At 56.9% G+C, this 18,698-nt stretch carries 20 protein-coding genes and 1 other RNA gene; 7 read left to right on the forward strand and 14 right to left on the reverse strand.

Annotated elements, in window-relative coordinates; translation table 11 throughout:
* Positions 1–61: 61 nt before the first annotated feature.
* The 9 genes from BLU05_RS10680 to BLU05_RS26175 all read right to left on the reverse strand — a co-directional run bounded on the left by BLU05_RS10680 (position 62) and on the right by BLU05_RS26175 (position 6,963).
* A complete protein-coding gene (locus BLU05_RS10680) occupies positions 62–1,360 on the reverse strand; it encodes a CynX/NimT family MFS transporter (protein WP_091879809.1) in 1,299 nt (432 codons plus the stop codon).
* Positions 1,357–2,034: a FadR/GntR family transcriptional regulator gene (locus BLU05_RS10685; protein ID WP_091879811.1), complete on the reverse strand. Its 678-nt coding sequence runs from the start codon at positions 2,032–2,034 to the stop codon at positions 1,357–1,359. The genes BLU05_RS10680 and BLU05_RS10685 overlap by 4 nt, the downstream gene beginning before the upstream one ends.
* 87 nt (positions 2,035–2,121) lie before the next feature.
* On the reverse strand, positions 2,122–2,451 hold the full coding sequence (locus BLU05_RS26415) for a hypothetical protein (protein WP_244518261.1): 330 nt from the start codon (positions 2,449–2,451) through the stop codon (positions 2,122–2,124).
* A 29-nt stretch (positions 2,452–2,480) separates the two neighbouring features.
* Positions 2,481–3,629 (reverse strand): DUF1501 domain-containing protein, encoded by a 1,149-nt coding sequence (locus tag BLU05_RS10695; protein WP_091879812.1) that lies wholly within the window; start codon positions 3,627–3,629, stop codon positions 2,481–2,483.
* Positions 3,630–3,631: 2 nt separating this feature from the next.
* Positions 3,632–5,023, reverse strand: a complete 1,392-nt coding sequence (locus BLU05_RS10700) for a DUF1800 domain-containing protein (RefSeq protein WP_091879813.1) — start codon at positions 5,021–5,023, stop codon at positions 3,632–3,634.
* Between the two features lie 75 nt (positions 5,024–5,098).
* Positions 5,099–5,569: a periplasmic heavy metal sensor gene (locus BLU05_RS10705; RefSeq protein ID WP_091879814.1), complete on the reverse strand. Its 471-nt coding sequence runs from the start codon at positions 5,567–5,569 to the stop codon at positions 5,099–5,101.
* Positions 5,570–5,980, reverse strand: coding sequence for a hypothetical protein (locus BLU05_RS10710; RefSeq protein ID WP_091879815.1), 411 nt, complete (start codon positions 5,978–5,980; stop codon positions 5,570–5,572).
* Positions 5,977–6,537 (reverse strand): RNA polymerase sigma factor, encoded by a 561-nt coding sequence (locus tag BLU05_RS10715; RefSeq protein WP_091879817.1) that lies wholly within the window; start codon positions 6,535–6,537, stop codon positions 5,977–5,979. The genes BLU05_RS10710 and BLU05_RS10715 overlap by 4 nt, the downstream gene beginning before the upstream one ends.
* Before the next feature lie 18 nt (positions 6,538–6,555).
* The gene (locus BLU05_RS26175) at positions 6,556–6,963 is read right to left on the reverse strand and encodes an EF-hand domain-containing protein (protein ID WP_175540566.1); all 408 of its coding nucleotides are present in this window, start codon (positions 6,961–6,963) and stop codon (positions 6,556–6,558) included.
* 395 nt (positions 6,964–7,358) lie between these two features.
* Between BLU05_RS26175 and BLU05_RS10725 the strand changes: the two genes are divergently transcribed.
* The 6 genes from BLU05_RS10725 to phoB all read left to right on the forward strand — a co-directional run bounded on the left by BLU05_RS10725 (position 7,359) and on the right by phoB (position 13,614).
* Entirely contained in the window at positions 7,359–8,405 is a 1,047-nt protein-coding gene (locus BLU05_RS10725) for a substrate-binding domain-containing protein (RefSeq protein WP_091879820.1), read from the forward strand.
* Between the two features lie 140 nt (positions 8,406–8,545).
* The gene (gene pstC / locus BLU05_RS10730) at positions 8,546–10,012 is read left to right on the forward strand and encodes a phosphate ABC transporter permease subunit PstC (RefSeq protein WP_091879821.1); all 1,467 of its coding nucleotides are present in this window, start codon (positions 8,546–8,548) and stop codon (positions 10,010–10,012) included.
* Entirely contained in the window at positions 10,009–11,328 is a 1,320-nt protein-coding gene (pstA, locus tag BLU05_RS10735) for a phosphate ABC transporter permease PstA (RefSeq protein ID WP_091879822.1), read from the forward strand. The genes pstC and pstA overlap by 4 nt, the downstream gene beginning before the upstream one ends.
* Positions 11,329–11,390: 62 nt before the next feature.
* Positions 11,391–12,164, forward strand: a complete 774-nt coding sequence (gene pstB, locus BLU05_RS10740) for a phosphate ABC transporter ATP-binding protein PstB (protein WP_244518316.1) — start codon at positions 11,391–11,393, stop codon at positions 12,162–12,164.
* Between the two features lie 23 nt (positions 12,165–12,187).
* Positions 12,188–12,913: a phosphate signaling complex protein PhoU gene (gene phoU, locus BLU05_RS10745; protein WP_091879825.1), complete on the forward strand. Its 726-nt coding sequence runs from the start codon at positions 12,188–12,190 to the stop codon at positions 12,911–12,913.
* Positions 12,914–12,927: 14 nt separating this feature from the next.
* Positions 12,928–13,614: a phosphate regulon transcriptional regulator PhoB gene (gene phoB / locus BLU05_RS10750; protein ID WP_162700294.1), complete on the forward strand. Its 687-nt coding sequence runs from the start codon at positions 12,928–12,930 to the stop codon at positions 13,612–13,614.
* Between the two features lie 372 nt (positions 13,615–13,986).
* Here phoB and BLU05_RS10755 read toward each other — a convergent pair whose 3' ends face one another.
* From BLU05_RS10755 to BLU05_RS10780, 5 genes are all read right to left on the reverse strand, one after another.
* Positions 13,987–15,177 (reverse strand): vWA domain-containing protein, encoded by a 1,191-nt coding sequence (locus tag BLU05_RS10755; RefSeq protein WP_091879826.1) that lies wholly within the window; start codon positions 15,175–15,177, stop codon positions 13,987–13,989.
* A 7-nt stretch (positions 15,178–15,184) separates the two neighbouring features.
* Entirely contained in the window at positions 15,185–15,631 is a 447-nt protein-coding gene (locus BLU05_RS10760) for a GNAT family N-acetyltransferase (RefSeq protein WP_091879828.1), read from the reverse strand.
* On the reverse strand, positions 15,628–16,062 hold the full coding sequence (locus BLU05_RS10765; protein ID WP_244518263.1) for an NUDIX hydrolase: 435 nt from the start codon (positions 16,060–16,062) through the stop codon (positions 15,628–15,630). The genes BLU05_RS10760 and BLU05_RS10765 overlap by 4 nt, the downstream gene beginning before the upstream one ends.
* Positions 16,063–16,066: 4 nt before the next feature.
* Positions 16,067–16,906: an AAA family ATPase gene (locus BLU05_RS10770; protein WP_091879831.1), complete on the reverse strand. Its 840-nt coding sequence runs from the start codon at positions 16,904–16,906 to the stop codon at positions 16,067–16,069.
* Between the two features lie 895 nt (positions 16,907–17,801).
* On the reverse strand, positions 17,802–18,485 hold the full coding sequence (locus BLU05_RS10780; protein WP_210184601.1) for a DUF1993 domain-containing protein: 684 nt from the start codon (positions 18,483–18,485) through the stop codon (positions 17,802–17,804).
* 39 nt (positions 18,486–18,524) lie between these two features.
* Here BLU05_RS10780 and ssrS point away from each other — a divergent pair.
* A non-coding RNA gene (gene ssrS / locus BLU05_RS10785) (6S RNA) lies at positions 18,525–18,681 on the forward strand.
* Positions 18,682–18,698 lie beyond the last annotated feature (17 nt).

The raw sequence follows: 18,698 nt of genomic DNA on the forward strand, positions 1-18,698 counted from the left end.
TTGACCACAGATATAAAGCGCCTCGGCTGAACCGGTGATGAATGCCGCCGTTAGCTGCCGTTCACAGGGTGATTGTGCGGGCGTTCACATGCAAGGCGCGCCCCGCGCCCCAGCCGAAAACGGCAACGCCAATCCCCAGCAGAACAAACAGAATAGCCGTTGATGCATAGCTTTCGGTCGCGCTGTGGATCAGGCCAACGAGCAGTGGGCCAATGGCAGCCAGCATATAACCAATGCATTGGGCCATGCCCGAAAGATGCGACGCGACATGCGAATCCGGCGAGCGCAGCACGATCATTGTCATGGCGATGGCGATGAGGCCCCCCTGACCGATGCCTTGAATAATAGCCCACAACCAGATCGTGGAGAGCGGCGCAAACAACAGGCCAAGCAGACCGATAACCGCAATCGTAGCAAGCCCAACATTGATGAGGCGCTGGTCCTTGCAACGGACGGCAAAGGACGGAACGAGCAGGCAGGTGACGACCTGCGCCATTACAGAGACGGAGACGACAACACCGGCGGTTGTTCCATCCAGCCCGCGATCGCGCAGGATTGGCGCAAGCCAGCCGAAGACACAGTAGGCGAGAGCAGATTGCAGCCCCATGAACAGGGTAACCTGCCATGCCAGACGGTCACGCCACAGGCCAACCACCTTGAAGCCCGCATGTTTGGTACGCACCTTGCGGGCAAGGGCCTGTGGCAGCCAGATCGCGGCGACAATGAGGACGGGGAGTGCCCAGGCGCTGAGTGCAAGCGACCACGATCCGTCAAGCATCTTCTGAACGGGCAGGGTCAGTCCCGCAGCGCTTGCGGCACCGGCGCAGAGCGCCATGGTGTAAAGGCCGGTCATCATCCCGGTACGGCTGGCGAAATCGCGCTTGACGAGACCGGGCAGCAGCACATTGCCAATGGCGATACAGGCGCCGGCCAGTGCCGTGCCGATGAACAGCAAGGGCAGGGATTCCAGTCCGCGCAATGCCGTGCCGAGAGCAAGCAGCAGAAGAACACCCAAAAGCGTGCGTTCCGCGCCGATCCGCTGGGCAAGGCGCGGGGCCAGCGGGGCGAATACACCAAGACACAAAACCGGCAGCGTGGTGAGAACACCTGCACCAAAGGACGAAAGCCCCGTCTGCGAAATGATCTCGGGCAAAAGCGCCGACGCGCTGGAGAAAACCGGACGGAGGTTATAGGCGATGAGCACAAGACTGAGGCCGAACAGAACCTGTGCGCCACGGCTTTTAAAATCAGGCACGCGCGGCTGGGGAATGCTGTCCACTTCCGCATCGACAAGTTGTTCGGCGGCAATATCGAGATCCGTGGAGAGCCGGGAATGTTCAGTCTTGGAGTGCTGATTCATGATGCAAGCAACCGATCAAGTTCAATAAGGATGGGGGCCATGAAGGTGCGGGTGGTCGAGGCGGCCCTGTCAGGGTCTCCCGAGGCAATCGCATCGATAATGGCTGCGTGAGCGGCCATATCGGGTTCGGGGAGTTCGCCCGTTACGGTCGCCCGGATGATTTCCTGAGTGGAAACCGAAAAGAATTCGTAGACTTCGATGAGGGCAAAATTGCCCGATGCCGCGACAACCGCCTTGTGAAAAGCGAGGTCCTGTTCGACATATAAATCATGTCTGGAAGCGTTATATTCGCCGCGCTCAGCCAATAGCTGCCGCAACTCGGCAATGACTTCAGGTGTATGGCGCATGGCTGCCAGTCTTGCCGCCTCAACTTCCAGCGCACAGCGCGTCTCGACCTGATCGCGCAGGCCAGTGCGCCGGATGCGGAGCAAGCTTTCATCGGGATTGCTGATCGAGCGGACATAGGTGCCCGAGCCCTGTTTGGTTTCCAGAAAGCCCTGTGCGACAAGCACCCGCACCGCTTCACGCACAGTTCCGCGGCTGACGCCAAGCATATCGGCCAGTGCGGCTTCATTGGGGATGCGCTCCCCAATCGGCCAGCGATTGGTGATGATTTCCGCGCGGATATTATCAATGGCTGTTTCGGCCAGATTGGTGCGGGCTGCGGGTTGCATTCGGATCAAGTCCCAAAGTCATCGGATGACTTGATAACTATGGGACTTGGCTGTGCCTGTCAATGCACCTTGATGACGGTGAGCGGCTTAGCGATAAATAATGATGGGCCGACGATGCACAATAATTGGCGCGGGGCGCTCGATGATCACGGTTCTTGGCCCGAATGCTTCGAGCGGAAACCAGTAACCGCGATAGAAACGGTAACCGGGCCGAAAATAGCCATAGCCGCGATGGCCGTTGTAGTAATAACCGTCGTGCCAATTATAGTAGCCGCGCCGCCAATAGACAGGCTCAGCCTGGGATTGCAGATGATCGCCCTGCATGGGCAGGAGTGGCATGGCGCTGGCGCTTTGCGCTCCGGCCAAGGTGCCGACGGCTATAAGGCCAGCAGCGATGATAGCAAGGATTGTTCTCATAATAACCTCTTCTGGGGTTGGTTGATGGTTCAGGTGTTGATCAGTCCGTGCAGGGACCGGTCAAAGGGGCGGTTCGGAAAGAGCGTTTTCATGGTGCGCTCCGGGTCGAGGCCGAAGGTTTCAGCGGCAAGAGCCGCAATCAGCGCATCGAGATCCATGGTGGGTTTCAAATCGCGGTTTTCGTAAAGGGCGCTTGCGGCAAGGCCCGGCCAGTCGGTGAGAATGCGGCCACCTTGCACCGCTCCGCCCAGAACAAGCGCCGTGGTCGCCGTGCCGTGATCGGTTCCTCCCGTGCCATTGGCGGCGGCGGTGCGGCCAAATTCGGTTGCCACGAGGACGGTGGTCTGCTGCCAGGCATCACCGAGCCCGTCGCGCATGGCGTCGATCATCGCATCAAGCGCCTTAAGCTGATTACCGAGCCGGTTGTCCTGCCCGCTATGGGTGTCCCAGCCGCTGGTCTCGATCATGGCAATGCGTGGACCATCGGTTCGAACCAGCGCTTCGGCAGCCGTTCTACCCGCCGCTGCTGGGTTCTGGCGTGTTTCCATGTCCTTGAAAAAGCCGCGCGCTTCCATGGCAGCGCTCCAGACAGGGTGAAACTGCTGATCCTTGTCGTAGAGTTGCGCAACCCGCAACAACAGGTCATCGGGGGCTTCGGGCAGGTTCGACGGTGCATAGGATGTAACGTCAGCCGAACCGCGCAAGGCAGCAGGTATCGTCGGGGCGAAAGCAATGGCCTTATCGGCGGATTTCGGCAGGAGCGTCACAAGCCGGTTCAGCCAGCCATCCCGGAGCTGGTAGGGGCTCGTGCCGCCGGTTTCGAGTACATTCTGGCCGTCAAAGTGCGAACGCTCACGGTAAGGCGAGGCGACGGCATGCACAAAAAGTGCCTGCCAGTTGGTATAGAGTGTTCCCATATTGCCAAGTGAGGGATGCAGAGCAAACGTGCCGTCAAGTTTGATGGCGTCGGCGACGTCAATCGCAAGCTTGCCACGCAGTTGTGCATAGGCAGGGTCCGCATAGGGAATGACGATGTTGAGGCCATCGGCGGCACCGCGCTGGATGATGAAGACGAAGCGACGGTCGGTTGCGACATTGGCAAAGACAATGCGGGGCGCAACGAGCATCGATCCCGCACCGATTGCGGCCAGACGCAGGAAGTCACGGCGGTTGGTCATGCTCATCTCCGTTGAAAATCCGGTGAAACAAGCAGAAGGGCGATGCCCGTCTGGATGGATTCGGCGCGGTTGATTTCCGTTGCCGTCGTGCTGCTCAGTGTGTTTCCAAGAAGATTGCTCGCCAATTCGTCCGGCTTCAGACTGCGGTCTGCCTTCGCGGCCAGCCGCTGGGATACTTCAACCCGCCGAACGAGCGCATCTGGCGCAAGCCAGCTGGCGGCGATGTCGTCATAACCGGCGGGTGAACGCGGCAGCCATACCGGCTGGCCAAGCTGGTTCAAGAGATTGGAGAAACTGGCTTTGCCGAGATCGGGATAATCCAGACCGCGCATGGCTGAAACCAGCCACTCCCACGGCGTCTTGATCTTGGTGGCCTGTGCCACCCACGCTTCGGGCGATTCAATGAGTGCTCTGTAAACCGTTGGCAAATCCCCGTCCGAGCTGAGAAATGCCTTGCTGACCCGATCGACAGCGGCCTTTGAGGGCGTGTCTGAGATAAAGTGGCGACAGAGTTTTGTAGCAATGTGCCGGGCGGTTGCCGGATCGCTGGCCAGATCTTTCAGAACGGCGCCCGCCTGATCTTCGCCTAATGGTCCATAGACACGGCGGCGTATCAATCGGTCACCCGGCTGATGCAGGCCGGGACGGTATTGGAAAATACCGGCCTCGCTGGTATCGGCCTTGCCGCCCATCCCTCCGGCAGACCATCCGGTCAGGGCGAGGGCAAATTCCGTTACATCCTTCTGGGTGTAGCCGGAACCGACGCCGACCGTGTGCAGCTCCATGATCTCGCGGGCGAGATTCTCGTTGATGCCCGGCAGCCCGTCGGCATTGCGCTTCCTGGCACGATTGGCAAGCAGGCTGTCGGGGCCAGCGGAGCGTATCTGGTCGAGATAGATCAGCATGGCCGGATGCTGCTCGACGGCAAACAGCAGGTCAGTAAAGCGCCCTGTTATATGCGGGCGGATTGCCTCACGCTCAAAAGCACCCGCAAGGCTGAGCATCGGGGGATTGTCGGCTGAAACGGCGAAATGGTTCGACCAGAAATGAACGAGCGCTTCCATGAACGGTGTGGGTGTCTGCAGAGCATTGAGGCCTCGCGCATCGATCTCGCTGCGATAAAGCAGCCGGGCCGCTTTGTTCAACTCCTGCCGCAGCGCAATCTTCGCGTCGCCATCAAGCGCCTGCAGCTTTTCCCGGTCATTGGCGTAATTTGTTGCGATGTCGCGGGTGGCTTGCATCGCCGCAAAAGCTGGCGGCTGGGCTGTGTATTGCCCGATCTGATCAAGCAGCCAATGCTGCGGGTCGGATGGAAGCGGCTCGCTTGCCCGCTTGCCCAAACCAAAGCGATTGACCGCAATGGCAGCTGTCGCATCTGTTGCCGTGGTACCCATGGTCTTCTCCGCTCGCCGCCTGTCTGGCATCGACAGTCATTGAACGGGGGAGCCAAAAGAATCCGTCGCCGGTGCCTATTCTTTTTTTGCGGGCGCCTGCCTGATGATGATGTTGCGTTTTTTCAGGCCATCAATCAGTGCCTTGCGATCCTCGGGCGAAAGGCTTTCGGCGAAGGAGACGATTGTCTGTTCAATGCGGGTTCGCAGGGCGAAATCCGCTTCACGCGCTTTGGTCAATTCGGCATTGATGGCAACCGGGTCAATGACATCCTGCGCCAGCAGCCGGGCAATCTCGGTGCGGCTTGCGCGTCCGGCATCGGCCAAAGGTATATTGTCCTTGCGTGCTGCCGACAGGTTCTGGCGCAAGGTCTTCTGCTGTTCCGGCGTCAGATATTCGGCGGCAAAACGGACACCGCGTCGATTTTCCGTCGCCCAGGAATGGCCAAATGTGTGCCAGATATATCCGCCGCCAATCACGCCTCCGGCAATGAAGACATTCAGCGCAAGCGAGGCGACGAGGAGTATATTGCGTGATCGTTCGCTCATTTACTCGTCCAGTTCATCAGAGATGTTGAAAGCGGTGACGGCATAGGCCTGATCCTCATATCCACGGGTTTCCGCGGAGTGGATGACGCCGATGACAAGCGCGCCGGTGACAGCGCCGGCGAGGCCAATGCCCGCAAGGCCGGTGCCTTGCCACCAAAGATGTGCCCGCATCCAGCCAGACCGTGATTTGCCCGATGCGGCGATGATCCGCTCGCGCAGTGCCGCGTCCGGCTGGGCGATCTGATAGCCAGATAACAGGCTGTCGAGTTCTGCGGCTGCCTTGAGTGCGGATTGGGCAAGATCGGGATAGTCCTTGATAAAGGTGATAGCCGCTGCCTGTTCCGGCGGTGGCCATCGCCTGGTATCTGCGCCGTAGATCTCAGTCAGTTCGTGAAAACGCTCCAGTGTCATCGGGTTTTCTCCTGTTCATCGGCCTCTTGCAAGATCGTCCGCAGATTACGGCGGGCGCGGGCCAGAAGGCTTTCCAGTGCTTCAATGCTTATATCCATGATCTCAGCCGCCTCGATATTGGTGAATTCCTGATAATATTGCAGCACAATCGCCTCCCTTTGCCGGTCTGGCAGGGAGGCTAGGGCTTTTCTGATCCGGTCGCTTTCGTCCTGGGTTGAAAGCGTCTCTTCCGGGCCGGGTGCCGGATCAGCACGATCGGGTGCTTCGGCTACCGGCTGTTCGCGATGGCGGCGCAGCCTGTCGTAGCAGAGGTTGAGCGTCACCCGGTGCAACCACGTATCAAAAGTCGCGCGGCCGGACTGCCATTTGCCTGCCTGACGCCAGAGCCTGACAAAGGCTTCCTGCGTTACATCTTCAGCCTCGTGCCTGTCGCCAAGCATCCGCACGGCCATGGCAAGCAGGCGCGGCAGCTTTCTTGAAACCATGGTCCTGACGGCAGCGTCGTCGTGCTGACCGATCCGGACCAGCAGTTCTTCATCCGTCTTGCGATTGTCCAAGGCTTTGCACGCTTGCCGTTACTCCTGCGGACTGTCTGTGGCATCCTTCTTGTGCGGATGGCGTTCTTCCTTCGACAATTGTCCATCGGAATTCTTGTCGAGGCGCTCAAACCGCTTCTTCGACACAATATCCATTTCTGCGGCATCGATGAAGCCGTCATGATTGGTATCGAGGCGATTGAAGACTGCCGCCGGGTCGCGCTTGGCATTCTTCGGCGCCGGGCGCTTCAGCCATTCCTCAAGCGACAGCTTGCCGTCGCCATCCGTGTCAAGCTTGAGCAGCCGTGTCCGCGCCGCCGTCTGGTATTCAGCCAGCGAAATGGTGCCATCGCCGTTGGTATCCGCTTTTGGCGCGGCCATTGCCGCAGGCGCCGCCAAAGACAAGGATAAGACAGCAAGAAGAGCGGCTGGGCGTTTCAATTTCATAAAACTTTCCTTTCGGGAGATTGTCATCTGTATCGGCTTAAACGGCCCGAGCGGGACAATCCGTCGCTTGCAATCAAACTTTTTTGAGACCAGTGTTTGGGGACGACGTTGTCCCCCCACGCAGTGCGGCTGCACAACTTCCGCGAGTGTCGCAATTGAATGACATGAACCCACTGGAATCGTTGATCTTCTCTTGAATGCGCAAAGCTGTGCAAAGTGCATAGACGGTTAACTTGATGGTTTTAGAAGGATTTTTGATTCAGCACGGGACGCCGTCCGTGCACAGGTCGCGCTACAGAACTGTAACATTACTGTCATATGACTGTTATATTGGTTCTATAGACGGCAGACGACGTCGGAGGCGTCACACAGTTAATCCAACAGGAGCTGCTCCTATGAACAAGCTTATTTCCACCACTGCTCTGATTGCGATCTCCGTGATTGCCACGACAGTTGGCGCATCCGCTCGTGACCAGATTCAGGTCAGCGGTTCATCCACAGTGCTGCCATATGCCAAGATCGTCGCTGAAGCTTTCGGCGAGACTTTCCCCAAGTTCAAGACTCCGGTTGTTGAATCCGGTGGTTCGGGTGCCGGCATCAAGGAATTCTGCAAGGGCGTCGGCGAAAACACCATCGACATTGCCAATTCCTCGCGTCCAATCAAGGACACAGAGTTGAAGTCTTGCGTCGATGCAGGCGTCAAGGACGTTGAAGAAATCCGTATCGGCTATGATGGCATCGTATTTGCGACCGACATCAAGGGTCCCGATTGGGCTTTGGAGCCTAAGGACGTCTACACAGCACTTGCTGCACAGATCGTTGTTGACGGCAAGCTCGTTGCCAATCCAAACACCAAGTGGAATCAGGTCAACGCCAAGCTGCCAGCTTGGGACATCGCTGCCTACATTCCTGGCGAAAAGCACGGCACCCGTGAAGTTTTCGAAGAAAAGCTGATGACTGGCGGTTGCAAAGCCACTGGCGCTGCTGATGCCATCAAGGCTGCTGGCCTTGACGAAAAGGCTGCCGCTGCTGCCTGTATCGCAATCCGCAAGGACGGCAAGGCAATCGACATCGATGGCGACTATCCAGAAACACTGGCTCGCATTGATGCCAACAAGACTGGTGTTGGCGTATTCGGCCTCGCTTTCTACGAAAACAATGCCGACAAGCTGAAGGTTGCTACCGTCAACGGCATCAAGCCAAGCACGGAAACCATTGCTACAGGCAAGTATCCGGTTTCGCGCCCGCTGTTCTTCTACGTCAAGAAGGCGCATCTCGGCGTTATTCCTGGCCTGAAGGAATATGTGGACTTCTTCCTTGCTGACCAGATGGTTGGTCCGGAAAGCCCACTGGTAGAATACGGTCTGGTTGCTGCACCGGATGCAGAGCGTGAAGCTCAGCGCGCTGCCTTTGCCGCCGGCAAGACGATGGCTGGCAAGTAAGCCCCATAATTGGCGCGGTCGGGAATGCCTGTCCGCGCCAGTTCTTCTTCAGGCGGTACGCTTTTGAATCTGGTCTTCTGTTATTCGACCGCATCCATGAGCTTGCGACCTAGTTTACAGGACAGATCGGGGAAGCGTTGATGTCCAGCTTATTGGTTTTAGTGATTGTCATTGCGATTGGTATTGTCGGGTTTGTTCTCGGCCGCCAGCGCGCGGTCCGCAAGGACGACAGAAGCATCAAGGCCCATTCCTTGCCGCATTATCACGGCTGGTGGGTTTTTCTGGTTTCGGTATTGCCAGCGGTTATCTTTATTGCAGTCTGGGCGGTTGCCTCGGGCTTTTATATCGAACATCAGGCGGTTGCCAGTTTGCCTGCCCACAACGACCAGAGTGTCATTGCCAGTCAAAGTCTTGAAATCGGCATGGTCAGCGGTATCGCGCGCGGCCTCAACAAGCTGACCGATCAGGAACGTGCAAATCTGCCAACGACCTTTTCCGAATTGCGTCCGCTTCTGTCCGAGAAGGGCGTTGCCCTTGCGACGGAAGGTCAGGATTTCATGATCCCGATTGCCATTCAGTGGAACAAGAGCACGGCCCGCGCCAACAATATCGGTGCGATAGTTGCGATTGTCCTTGCGCTGGCCGGTGCTGTTTTTGGCCTGTCAGGCGTCAATGTCCGCACGCGGGCACGCAACAATGTTGAACGGATCATTCTCGGGGCATTGCTTGCCGCCTCGACAATCGCGATCCTGACAACAGTCGGTATCGTTCTGTCGATGCTGTTCCAGACGATCACCTTCTTCCAGTCAGTGACCCCTTCCAGTTTCTTCTTCGGCACCGTATGGGATCCGCGTTTTTCCGCCGCTGGTGGTGATGCAACGCAGGGCCAGTTCGGCCTGATCCCGCTGCTTGCCGGTACGCTTTATATCGCGCTGGTCGCCATGCTCTTTGCGGTGCCCGTCGGACTCTTCGCCGCGATCTACATGGCTGAATATGCCAGCCGCAGCGTGCGCTCGGTGGTCAAGCCGCTGCTTGAAGTGCTCGCGGGCATCCCGACGATTGTCTATGGTTTCTTTGCCCTCGTCACAGTCGGGCCGTTCCTGCGTGATCTCAGCGCGGCGATCTCAGGCGGTTATCCGTTCATCATGGCACAGAGCGTGCTCACAGCCGGTATCGTCATGGGCGTGATGCTGATCCCGTTTGTCTCGTCACTGTCGGATGACATTATCACGGCAGTACCCGGTTCGTTGCGCGACGGCTCTCTCGGTCTTGGCTCGACAAAATCGGAAACGATACGCCGGGTTGTGCTTCCTGCCGCATTGCCTGGTATTGTCGGTGCGCTGCTGCTCACCGCATCGCGCGCCATTGGTGAAACCATGATCGTGGTTCTGGCCGCCGGTGTTGCCGCCAACCTCAATATCAATCCATTCGATGCCATGACGACGATTACCGTCAAGATCGTCAACCAGCTGACGGGTGATCTGGAATTCAATTCACCGCAGACGCTGGTGGCATTTGCCCTCGGCCTCACCCTTTTCTTTATCACTCTGGCGATGAACATTTTCGCGCTTTACATCGTGCGTAAGTACCGGGAGCAGTACGAATGACCGACACAACTCTCAATCCTGCAACAACTGCCCCAGCCAAAGTGATCAGGCGCGATATTGGCCTCAAGCGCCGCTATGCGGCCGAGCGCCGGTTCAAACTCTACGGCATCATAGCCATTGCCATCGGTCTGTTTTTTCTGGTTGCGCTGCTCTATTCGGTTATCTCGAACGGCTACACTGCCTTCTGGCAGACGGAGCTCAATCTCTCGGTCAAGCTCGACGAGAAGATCATCGATCCGACCAACAAACGCGCCACCGACCCAACGGTTTTGCTGACTGCGAACTATCCTGTTCTGGTGCGCAATGCGCTGGCGGAAAAGCTCGGCGTCAGCCTTGATGACAAGCCCGCCATCCGTGAGTTGAGCAAGCTCGTATCCGATGGTTCGCGTAGCCAGGTGCGTGAGCTTGTCGCCGGCAATCCGGCATTGATCGGCACGACACAGAATCTCTGGGTTCTGACCGGCGGTGATATCGACTCCGCCTTCAAAGGGCAGATCGACCTGACTGTCGATCAGGCAAACCGCAAGGTGTCTGACCGTCAGGTCGCCTGGATGAATGCCCTCGCCAAGGAAGGGGTGATGGCACAGCGCTTCAACACAGGCCTGTTCACCTTCGGCGCATCGAGCCGTCCCGAAACGTCGGGTCTTGGTGTTGCGCTGATCGGCTCGCTCTACATGATGCTGATCGTGCTCTGCCTTTCACTGCCGATTGGCGTGGCGGCTTCCATCTATCTGGAAGAATATGCCAAGAAGAGCCGTCTGACCGATATTATCGAGGTCAATATCAACAATCTGGCCGCGGTTCCGTCCATTGTGTTCGGTCTTCTCGGGCTGGCCGTATTCATCAACTTCTTCGGTCTGCCGCGCTCTGCCTCGCTGGTCGGCGGTCTTGTCCTGACTTTGATGACGCTGCCGACAATCATCATCGCAACGCGCGCTGCCTTGCGCGCCGTGCCACCATCCATCCGCGCTGCGGCGCTGGGTGTCGGTGCATCGAAAACGCAGATGGTGTTCCATCACGTGCTGCCGCTTGCCGCACCCGGTATTCTCACCGGCACGATCATCGGCCTTGCCCATGCGCTGGGCGAAACGGCACCGCTGCTGCTGATCGGTATGGTGGCCTTTGTCGCCAATTATCCGGTTACGCCGCTTGATCCTTCGACTGCGCTGCCGGTGCAGATTTATATGTGGGCCAACGAGGCGGAACGCGCCTTTGTGGAACGCACTTCAGGCGCTATCATCGTGCTGCTTCTGTTTCTTGCAGTCATGAATATTGGAGCCATCATTCTGCGTCGCCGCTTTGAGCGTCGCTGGTAAAACGGGAGCGAACCATGAATCTGATGACAGAACGATCTCTCGAAAAAGCGGTAAACGACAAAATGAGTGCACAGGTCAATACGATCAAAATGCAGGGCAAGGATGTCACCGTTCATTATGGTGAAAAACAGGCCCTGTTCGGTGTCAGCCTCGATGTGCCTGAGAAGATGGTCACAGCGCTGATCGGTCCATCCGGCTGCGGCAAGTCCACTTTCCTGCGTTCGCTGAACCGCATGAATGATACGATTGAAGGCTGCAAGATCGGCGGCAAGATCACGCTCGATGAAGAGGATATCTACAATCCGAAGATCGACGTGGTGGAGCTGCGCGCCCGCGTCGGCATGGTGTTCCAGAAGCCCAATCCGTTTCCGAAGTCCATCTTCGAAAACGTTGCCTATGGCCCACGCATCCATGGCCTTGCCAAGAACCGGCAGGAGCTGGAAGAGATCGTTGAGAAGAGCCTGCGCCGCGCCAGCCTGTTTGACGAGGTAAAGGACCGCCTGCATGAAGCCGGCACAGGTCTGTCCGGTGGCCAACAGCAGCGCCTGTGCATCGCCCGCGCCATCGCGGTCAGCCCTGAGGTCATCCTGATGGATGAGCCCTGCTCGGCGCTTGATCCGATTGCTACGGCGAAGGTCGAAGAACTCATTGACGAGTTGCGCCAGAACTACACCATCGTCATCGTGACCCACTCGATGCAGCAGGCGGCCCGCGTTTCGCAGCGCACGGCCATGTTCCATCTGGGTAATCTTGTCGAGGTGGGTGATACGGAAATGATGTTCACCAATCCGACGGAAAAGCGCACGCAGGACTACATCACCGGACGCTTCGGCTAATCACGGGAAACAGGGATAAAAAAATGACCGAGACGCAGCATACCGTCCGTTCCTATGACGACGAACTGAAGTTCCTGACCCACAAGATCGCCGAGATGGGCGGCCATGCGGAACGCATGGTCGAACAGGCCGTCACCGCCATGGTGAATTCAGACAATGCACTGGCCCAGCGCGTTATTTCCGATGATCTTATTCTCGATGCTGGACAGCGCGAGATTGACGAGAAAGCGATCACCATCATCGGCAAGCGCCAGCCCATGGCGATTGATCTGCGCGAAATCATCGGCGCCATCCGTATTTCGTCCGATCTCGAACGGGTTGGCGATCTGGGCAAGAACATTGCCAAGCGCGTTGTTGCCGTTACCGATACACGCCAGACGCTGTCCGTCTATCGCGGCCTGCAGACCATTGCGGAACTCGCCCTGACGCAGCTTAAGGATGTGCTCGACGCCTATGCGACGCGTTCCGTGCAGCAGGTCAATATTGTGCGCGAGCGCGATGATGAAATCGATGCGCTTTACACATCGCTGTTCCGCGAACTTCTGACCTACATGATGGAAGATCCGCGCAACATTTCCGCCTGCACGCACCTTCTCTTCTGCGCCAAGAATATCGAGCGCATTGGAGACCATGCGACGAATATTGCTGAAACGGTCTACTACATCGTGACGGGTGCACAGCTTCCAGCCGAACGGCCCAAGGAAGACCAGACCCACAGCATCATCGTTGATGAAGCCAGACAGCCTTAATCAGGAACCCAGAAATGGCGATAGCTCCCAAAATCACAGTTGTCGAAGACGAGGAAGCGCTGAGCGTCCTTCTCCGGTACAATCTTGAAGCCGAAGGCTATGTCGTCGAGACGATTGCACGCGGCGACGAGGCCGAAATTGCGCTGCGTGAAAAAGTGCCAGACCTGCTCATCCTCGACTGGATGCTGCCGGGCCTTTCCGGCATCGAACTTTGCCGCCGCCTGCGTGCACGGCGCGAGACGGAAATCCTGCCGATCATCATGTTGACAGCACGCGGCGAAGAAAGCGAACGGGTTCGCGGTCTGGCGACGGGTGCTGATGATTATATGGTCAAGCCGTTCTCGACACCGGAATTGCTCGCCCGTATCAAGGCCATGTTGCGCCGGGTCAATCCCAGCCTTCTGTCGCATGTGCTGAGCTTTGGCGATCTGAAGCTTGATCGCGAGCAGCACCGGGTGTTCCGCAAGGAGCGCGAGTTGAAGCTTGGCCCAACCGAGTTCCGTCTGCTGGAATTTTTGATGCAGTCCCCCGGCCGGGTTTTCTCACGCGGTCAGTTGCTGGACAATGTCTGGGGTGCTGACATTTATGTGGATGATCGCACTGTTGACGTCCATGTCGGACGGCTGCGCAAGGCAATCAATATTGGCCGCTCGATCGATCCGATCCGCACTGTGCGCGGTGCGGGTTATTCGTTTGGTTGATGGTTGCAAATTAGCTGCATAGCACGTGGTTCGTGGTTCGACAAAACAACCATGAGGGAGAGTGAGGATGCAAAGCTAATCGCAAAGGTTGCAGAACTTGACTCCCTGTAGCCCCCAATCTCCGTCATCCTCGGGCTTGACCCGAGGACCCATAATTAAATAGCGCCCAGCTCCAAGTTCGTTTGAGCTTCTTAGCCGTGGGTCCTCGGGTCAAGCCCGAGGATGACGGAGAGGGGTGAGGTGTGGGAGTCAAGTTCTGCAACCTTTGCGATTAGCTTTGCATCCTCACTCTCCCTCATGGTTGTTTTGTCGAACCACGAACCACGAACCACGAACCACGAACCACGAACCACGAACCACACCGCTCACAACCTAATGCCTGCGCGAAAGCTCCCGTGTTGCCTGTTCAATACCCGCAAGGGTCATCGGATACATGCGATCGGCGAAAATCTTGCGGACCATTGCGGTTGAGGCGGTATAGCCCCAGTACTGCTCTTTTGATGGATTGAGCCAGGCGGCATTTTTCCAGTGATCGAGCACGCGGCTGAGCCAGATTGCACCAGCTTCCTCATTCCAGTGTTCGACCGACCCACCCGGATGAGACACCTCATAGGGCGCCATGGCGGCGTCGCCGACAAAAATGACCTTATAGTCCGATCCATATTTGTGGATCACATCAAGCGTCGGAATCTTTTCCGCATGGCGGCGGCGGTTGTCCTTCCATACGCCCTCATAGAGGCAATTGTGGAAATAAAAATACTCCATGTGTTTGAATTCCGAGCGCACGGCGGAGAACAGTTCTTCGGCAATCTTGATGTGCTCATCCATGGAACCGCCGACATCGAAAAACATCAGCAGCTTGACGTGGTTGCGCCGCTCCGGGCGGGTCTGCACATCGAGATAGCCGTGCTCGGCGGTTGATTTGATGGTGCCTGACAGATCAAGCTCATCATCCGCGCCCTCACGCACCCAGCGGCGCAGGCGTTTCAGCGCAACCTTGATATTGCGGGTGCCAAGCTCCACGCTGTCATCGAAATTCTTGAATTCGCGCTTGTCCCAGACTTTCACCGCGCGGCCATGGCGGCCCTCATCCTGACCGATCCGCACGCCTTCCGGATTATAGCCATAGGCGCCGAACGGCGAGGTGCCAGCGGTGCCGATCCATTTTGACCCGCCCTGATGGCGGCCCTTTTGCTCTTCCAGCCGCTGGCGCAATGTTTCCATCAGCTTGTCGAAACCACCAAGCGCCTCGATCAGCTTTTTCTCTTCTTCGGTCAGATGTTTTTCCGCAAGACGCCGCAGCCATTCCTCCGGGAGATTGGCAATGTCGATACCGTTCTCGCCGGTCAGGGATTCCAGTCCCTTGAAGACATGGCCGAAAACCTGATCGAAGCGATCCATATGCCGCTCATCTTTTACCAGTGCCGAGCGGGCAAGGTAATAGAACCCCTCAACATCATAGGTCACCAGCCCGGCATCCAACCCTTCAAGCAATGTCAGATATTCCCGCAGCGATACGGGAATTTTGGCAGCTTTCAGTTCGAGAAAGAAGGGAATGAACATGACGCGATTATACCATTTTCAGATATTCAATGAATGGGGTCAGTTCACCGATGCGGTCATAAAGTTTGCGGGCCGTTTCGTTGTCATGGGCGGTGGTCCAATAGACGTATTGCGAGCCAACCTTGGTCGCCTCCATATGGACAGCTTCGATCAGCGCGCGGCCAATGCCCTGACCACGTATTTCCGGGTCGGCGTAAAGGTCCTGCAGATAGCAGGTATCGGCAATGGTCCAGCAATGGCGGTGAAAAAGGTAGTGCGCAAGACCGACAGGCTTGCCATCAACCTCGGCGAGAAAGCCGCGATATTCATGCTCGCCGCCGGAAAGCAACCGCTTGAATGTCGTCTGATAAACGTCTTCAGCTACGGATGTTTCGTAGAATGTCAGATAGGCGGTCCAGAGGCGGCGCCATTCGGGTTCATCGGCTTTCTGGATGGGGCGAATGGTCAAACTCATTGGGGTATCCGATCAAGCAGTTGGTTCATGCCAAAGCCAAGCCTGTCCCGCGCTTCGGCAAAACTCATCCAGAAAAAACGAAAGCGGATCGGCGGTTCGCCGCCATGCGAGAAATTCTCGTAATGCTCCCATGTGTCCGCCAATGGTGGGTCGAGCGGTGCATGGAAAAAGCTGCGGCGATGATGTTGCAGCCCTTTTGGCTTGTGAAACTCATAGAGGACGGTTGTCAGATGGTTCATCTGTCCGGGACAGGGTAGGCCCGTCTCCTCGCAAAATTCCCGGCGGGCTGCGGTTAAAATATCCTCGCCGGGATCAACCGTGCCGCCGGGCACCTGCAACGCGACATGGGGAAAATCCGGTTCGTCGAAGACCAGAAGTTTTCCTTGATGCGTCGCGTAGATCAGCACCTTCTTGATTTCAATGGGTGCCACAATGCTAGCCCTGCCGCCTTGCCATGAAGGCCAGCCGTTCGAACAGATGCACGTCCTGCTCGTTCTTCAGCAATGCACCGTGCAGTTTGGGCAAAGCGTTTTTGGGATCAGCGCGTAAATCCTCCGGCGCAATGTCATCGGCAACGAGAAGCCTGATCCAGTCCAGCGCTTCGGAAGTTGACGGCTTCTTCTTCAAGCCCGGCACATCGCGGATCTCGTAGAATTGGGTGAGGGCGGCACGAACAAGATTCTGCTTGATGCCGGGATAGTGCACTTCGATGATTCTGGTCAGCGTGTCGACATCGGGGAAGCGGATATAGTGGAAGAAACAGCGGCGCAGGAAAGCGTCGGGCAGCTCCTTCTCATTGTTTGAAGTAATGATGACGATTGGCCGGTGCACGGCGCGGATTGTTTCGCCCGTCTCGTAGACATGGAATTCGTTACGGTCGAGTTCCTGCAAAAGGTCATTGGGAAACTCGATATCGGCCTTATCAATCTCGTCGATCAGCAGCACAACTTTTTTGTCGGTCGTGAAGGCATTCCACAACTTGCCCGGTTTGATGTAGTTGGCGATATCGTTGAATTTGGCATCACCAAGCTGCGAATCACGCAGACGGCTGACCGCATCATATTCGTAGAGACCCTGCTGCGCCTTGGTGGTGGATTTGACGTTCCACTCGATCAATTCCAGATCAAGCGCCGCAGCGATCTGCCGGGCAAGCTCGGTCTTGCCGGTGCCGGGTTCACCCTTGACCAGAAGCGGGCGCTCCAGCGCAATCGCCGCATTGACCGCCACCATCAAATCCTTGTCGGCCACATAAGCCGCTGTTCCTTCAAACCGCATCGCATTCCCTTTCATGATGGGCAAAGAGTAGGGATGTGGCGCGGCGAGGGCAAGAGAGAGCAATGTGGTAGTTCAGGGGCGTTGTTTGCCAATGGGTTTGCAGAAGGAAATGGTGAGCTTGTCGAACCACGAACCGCGAACCATGCACCGGCGGCGCTCACCCCCCTCTGCCCTGTCGGGCATCTCCCCCACAAGGGGGGAGATCACATTGACAGTAACGCTTTCCCACAACAGGAAACGTTGCAGATTGTGCAAAGGCTGTAATGACAGCTGATCTCCCCCTTGTGGGGGAGATGTCCGACAGGACAGAGGGGGGTGAATCCATCCCCAACATTGCAGTTGCAGAACAAGCTTCCCCATCACCACGCCCGCTTTCGCGTCTGGCTATTGATAAGGTGGGAAAGACGGGCGATCCAAAGCAGAACGCGGAAGTCTTGGTATTGGTAGTCTAATCAGTGCGTTCCCCCGAGAACTTTCCTGTTTGAGCCAAGAAAACTCCCGGATCACCCGCCTCGATGACTGGTTTATCCTTGAGAGATAAAACCTTTTCATCTGCAGGATTGTCAGTTCCGCAGACGAAATCACCGATCCTTTCCTGACTTCAGAAAGTTTTCCGGAGCATTCCCGCCGGAAAGGACACCATCAGAATAAGCGAGGTGGGATGGTGTTGGATAAGTTGGTGTGATTTTTTTTAAATTGATGGTTGCAGTAACATCGTGCGTGGTTCGACAGGCTCACCATGAGGGGCTTGGGTGGATGCAATGCTAATCGCAGAGATTGCAGCGCAAGGGTTGCAGAACTTGGCTCCCTTTCATCACCCCTCTCCCTCATGGTGAGCTTGTCGAACCACGAACCACGAACACGAAACAACAGGGCAAAGGCGGGTGGATACTCCTCATCCCAATGTCGGCACACTCACATAAACAGGCATACCTTCAAAATCCTGTTTGCCCAGTGGAACGCCGGCAATGCGCAGGATGGCGTAGCTGATCGTCAGGTGAAAATAGAAGTTCGGCAGCACGTAATCGCGCAGGAACGGCAGTCCTTGGAAATGCCGCGTGTTGCCGCGCCACGTTACCTCCACCGGCAATTCCTCCGTTCCATCGATTTCATCGGGGCGGATTGTCTGGAGGTAGTCAACGGTGTCGCGGATATAGGCTGTCAGCGTGGCAAAATTCTGCTCCGATTCTTGGAAATCCTGATGATAACCGCGATTGAACACCGCATAGCGCCAGTCATCGGGCGCGGGCAATTCATGCCGGGCAAGCCGGGCCGTACACCCTCGGACGCCATCCGCCAGAATTTGCACCTGTATTTTCAGGGGAAACATGTCCGGTGCCAGTCGCTGCTCCAACAGGGGGTAGGCATCGGTGTCACGTGTCAATGCGTAAGTTTCGGCCTTTTGCAGGAACGCCGCGCAATTGCCGAGCAAGCGCGTGAAAACCGGCACGGAAGCCTGATACATGGAAATTGTCATGGTGCGTGTCCCCCACTTATCCGGCAAATCGTAACGCGCCAGAGCGTGGCCAACAACCGGATAGCTGACAAGTTGTGTCAGCAGTGGAAAATCGCTTGGCATGCACTGGTGCAATGCATCCATCCATCCTATATTGGGATCGGCGTTCTGCGCTTCTCGACAGGAGAGACATATTCCCCGGGGCCTTAATAATCCCTTAGGGAGCTGTCCCTGAGGAGGCCCGTGGGCTTCTTCACACGGCACCCACCTACTTTGTAGGTTCCCGGGATCGACTTCTCCATCGGTTGTGTGGACGCCACTTTTGTTTCATCCCGA

Source organism: Phyllobacterium sp. OV277, assembly GCF_900104355.1.
In the GTDB taxonomy this organism is placed as follows: domain Bacteria; phylum Pseudomonadota; class Alphaproteobacteria; order Rhizobiales; family Rhizobiaceae; genus Phyllobacterium.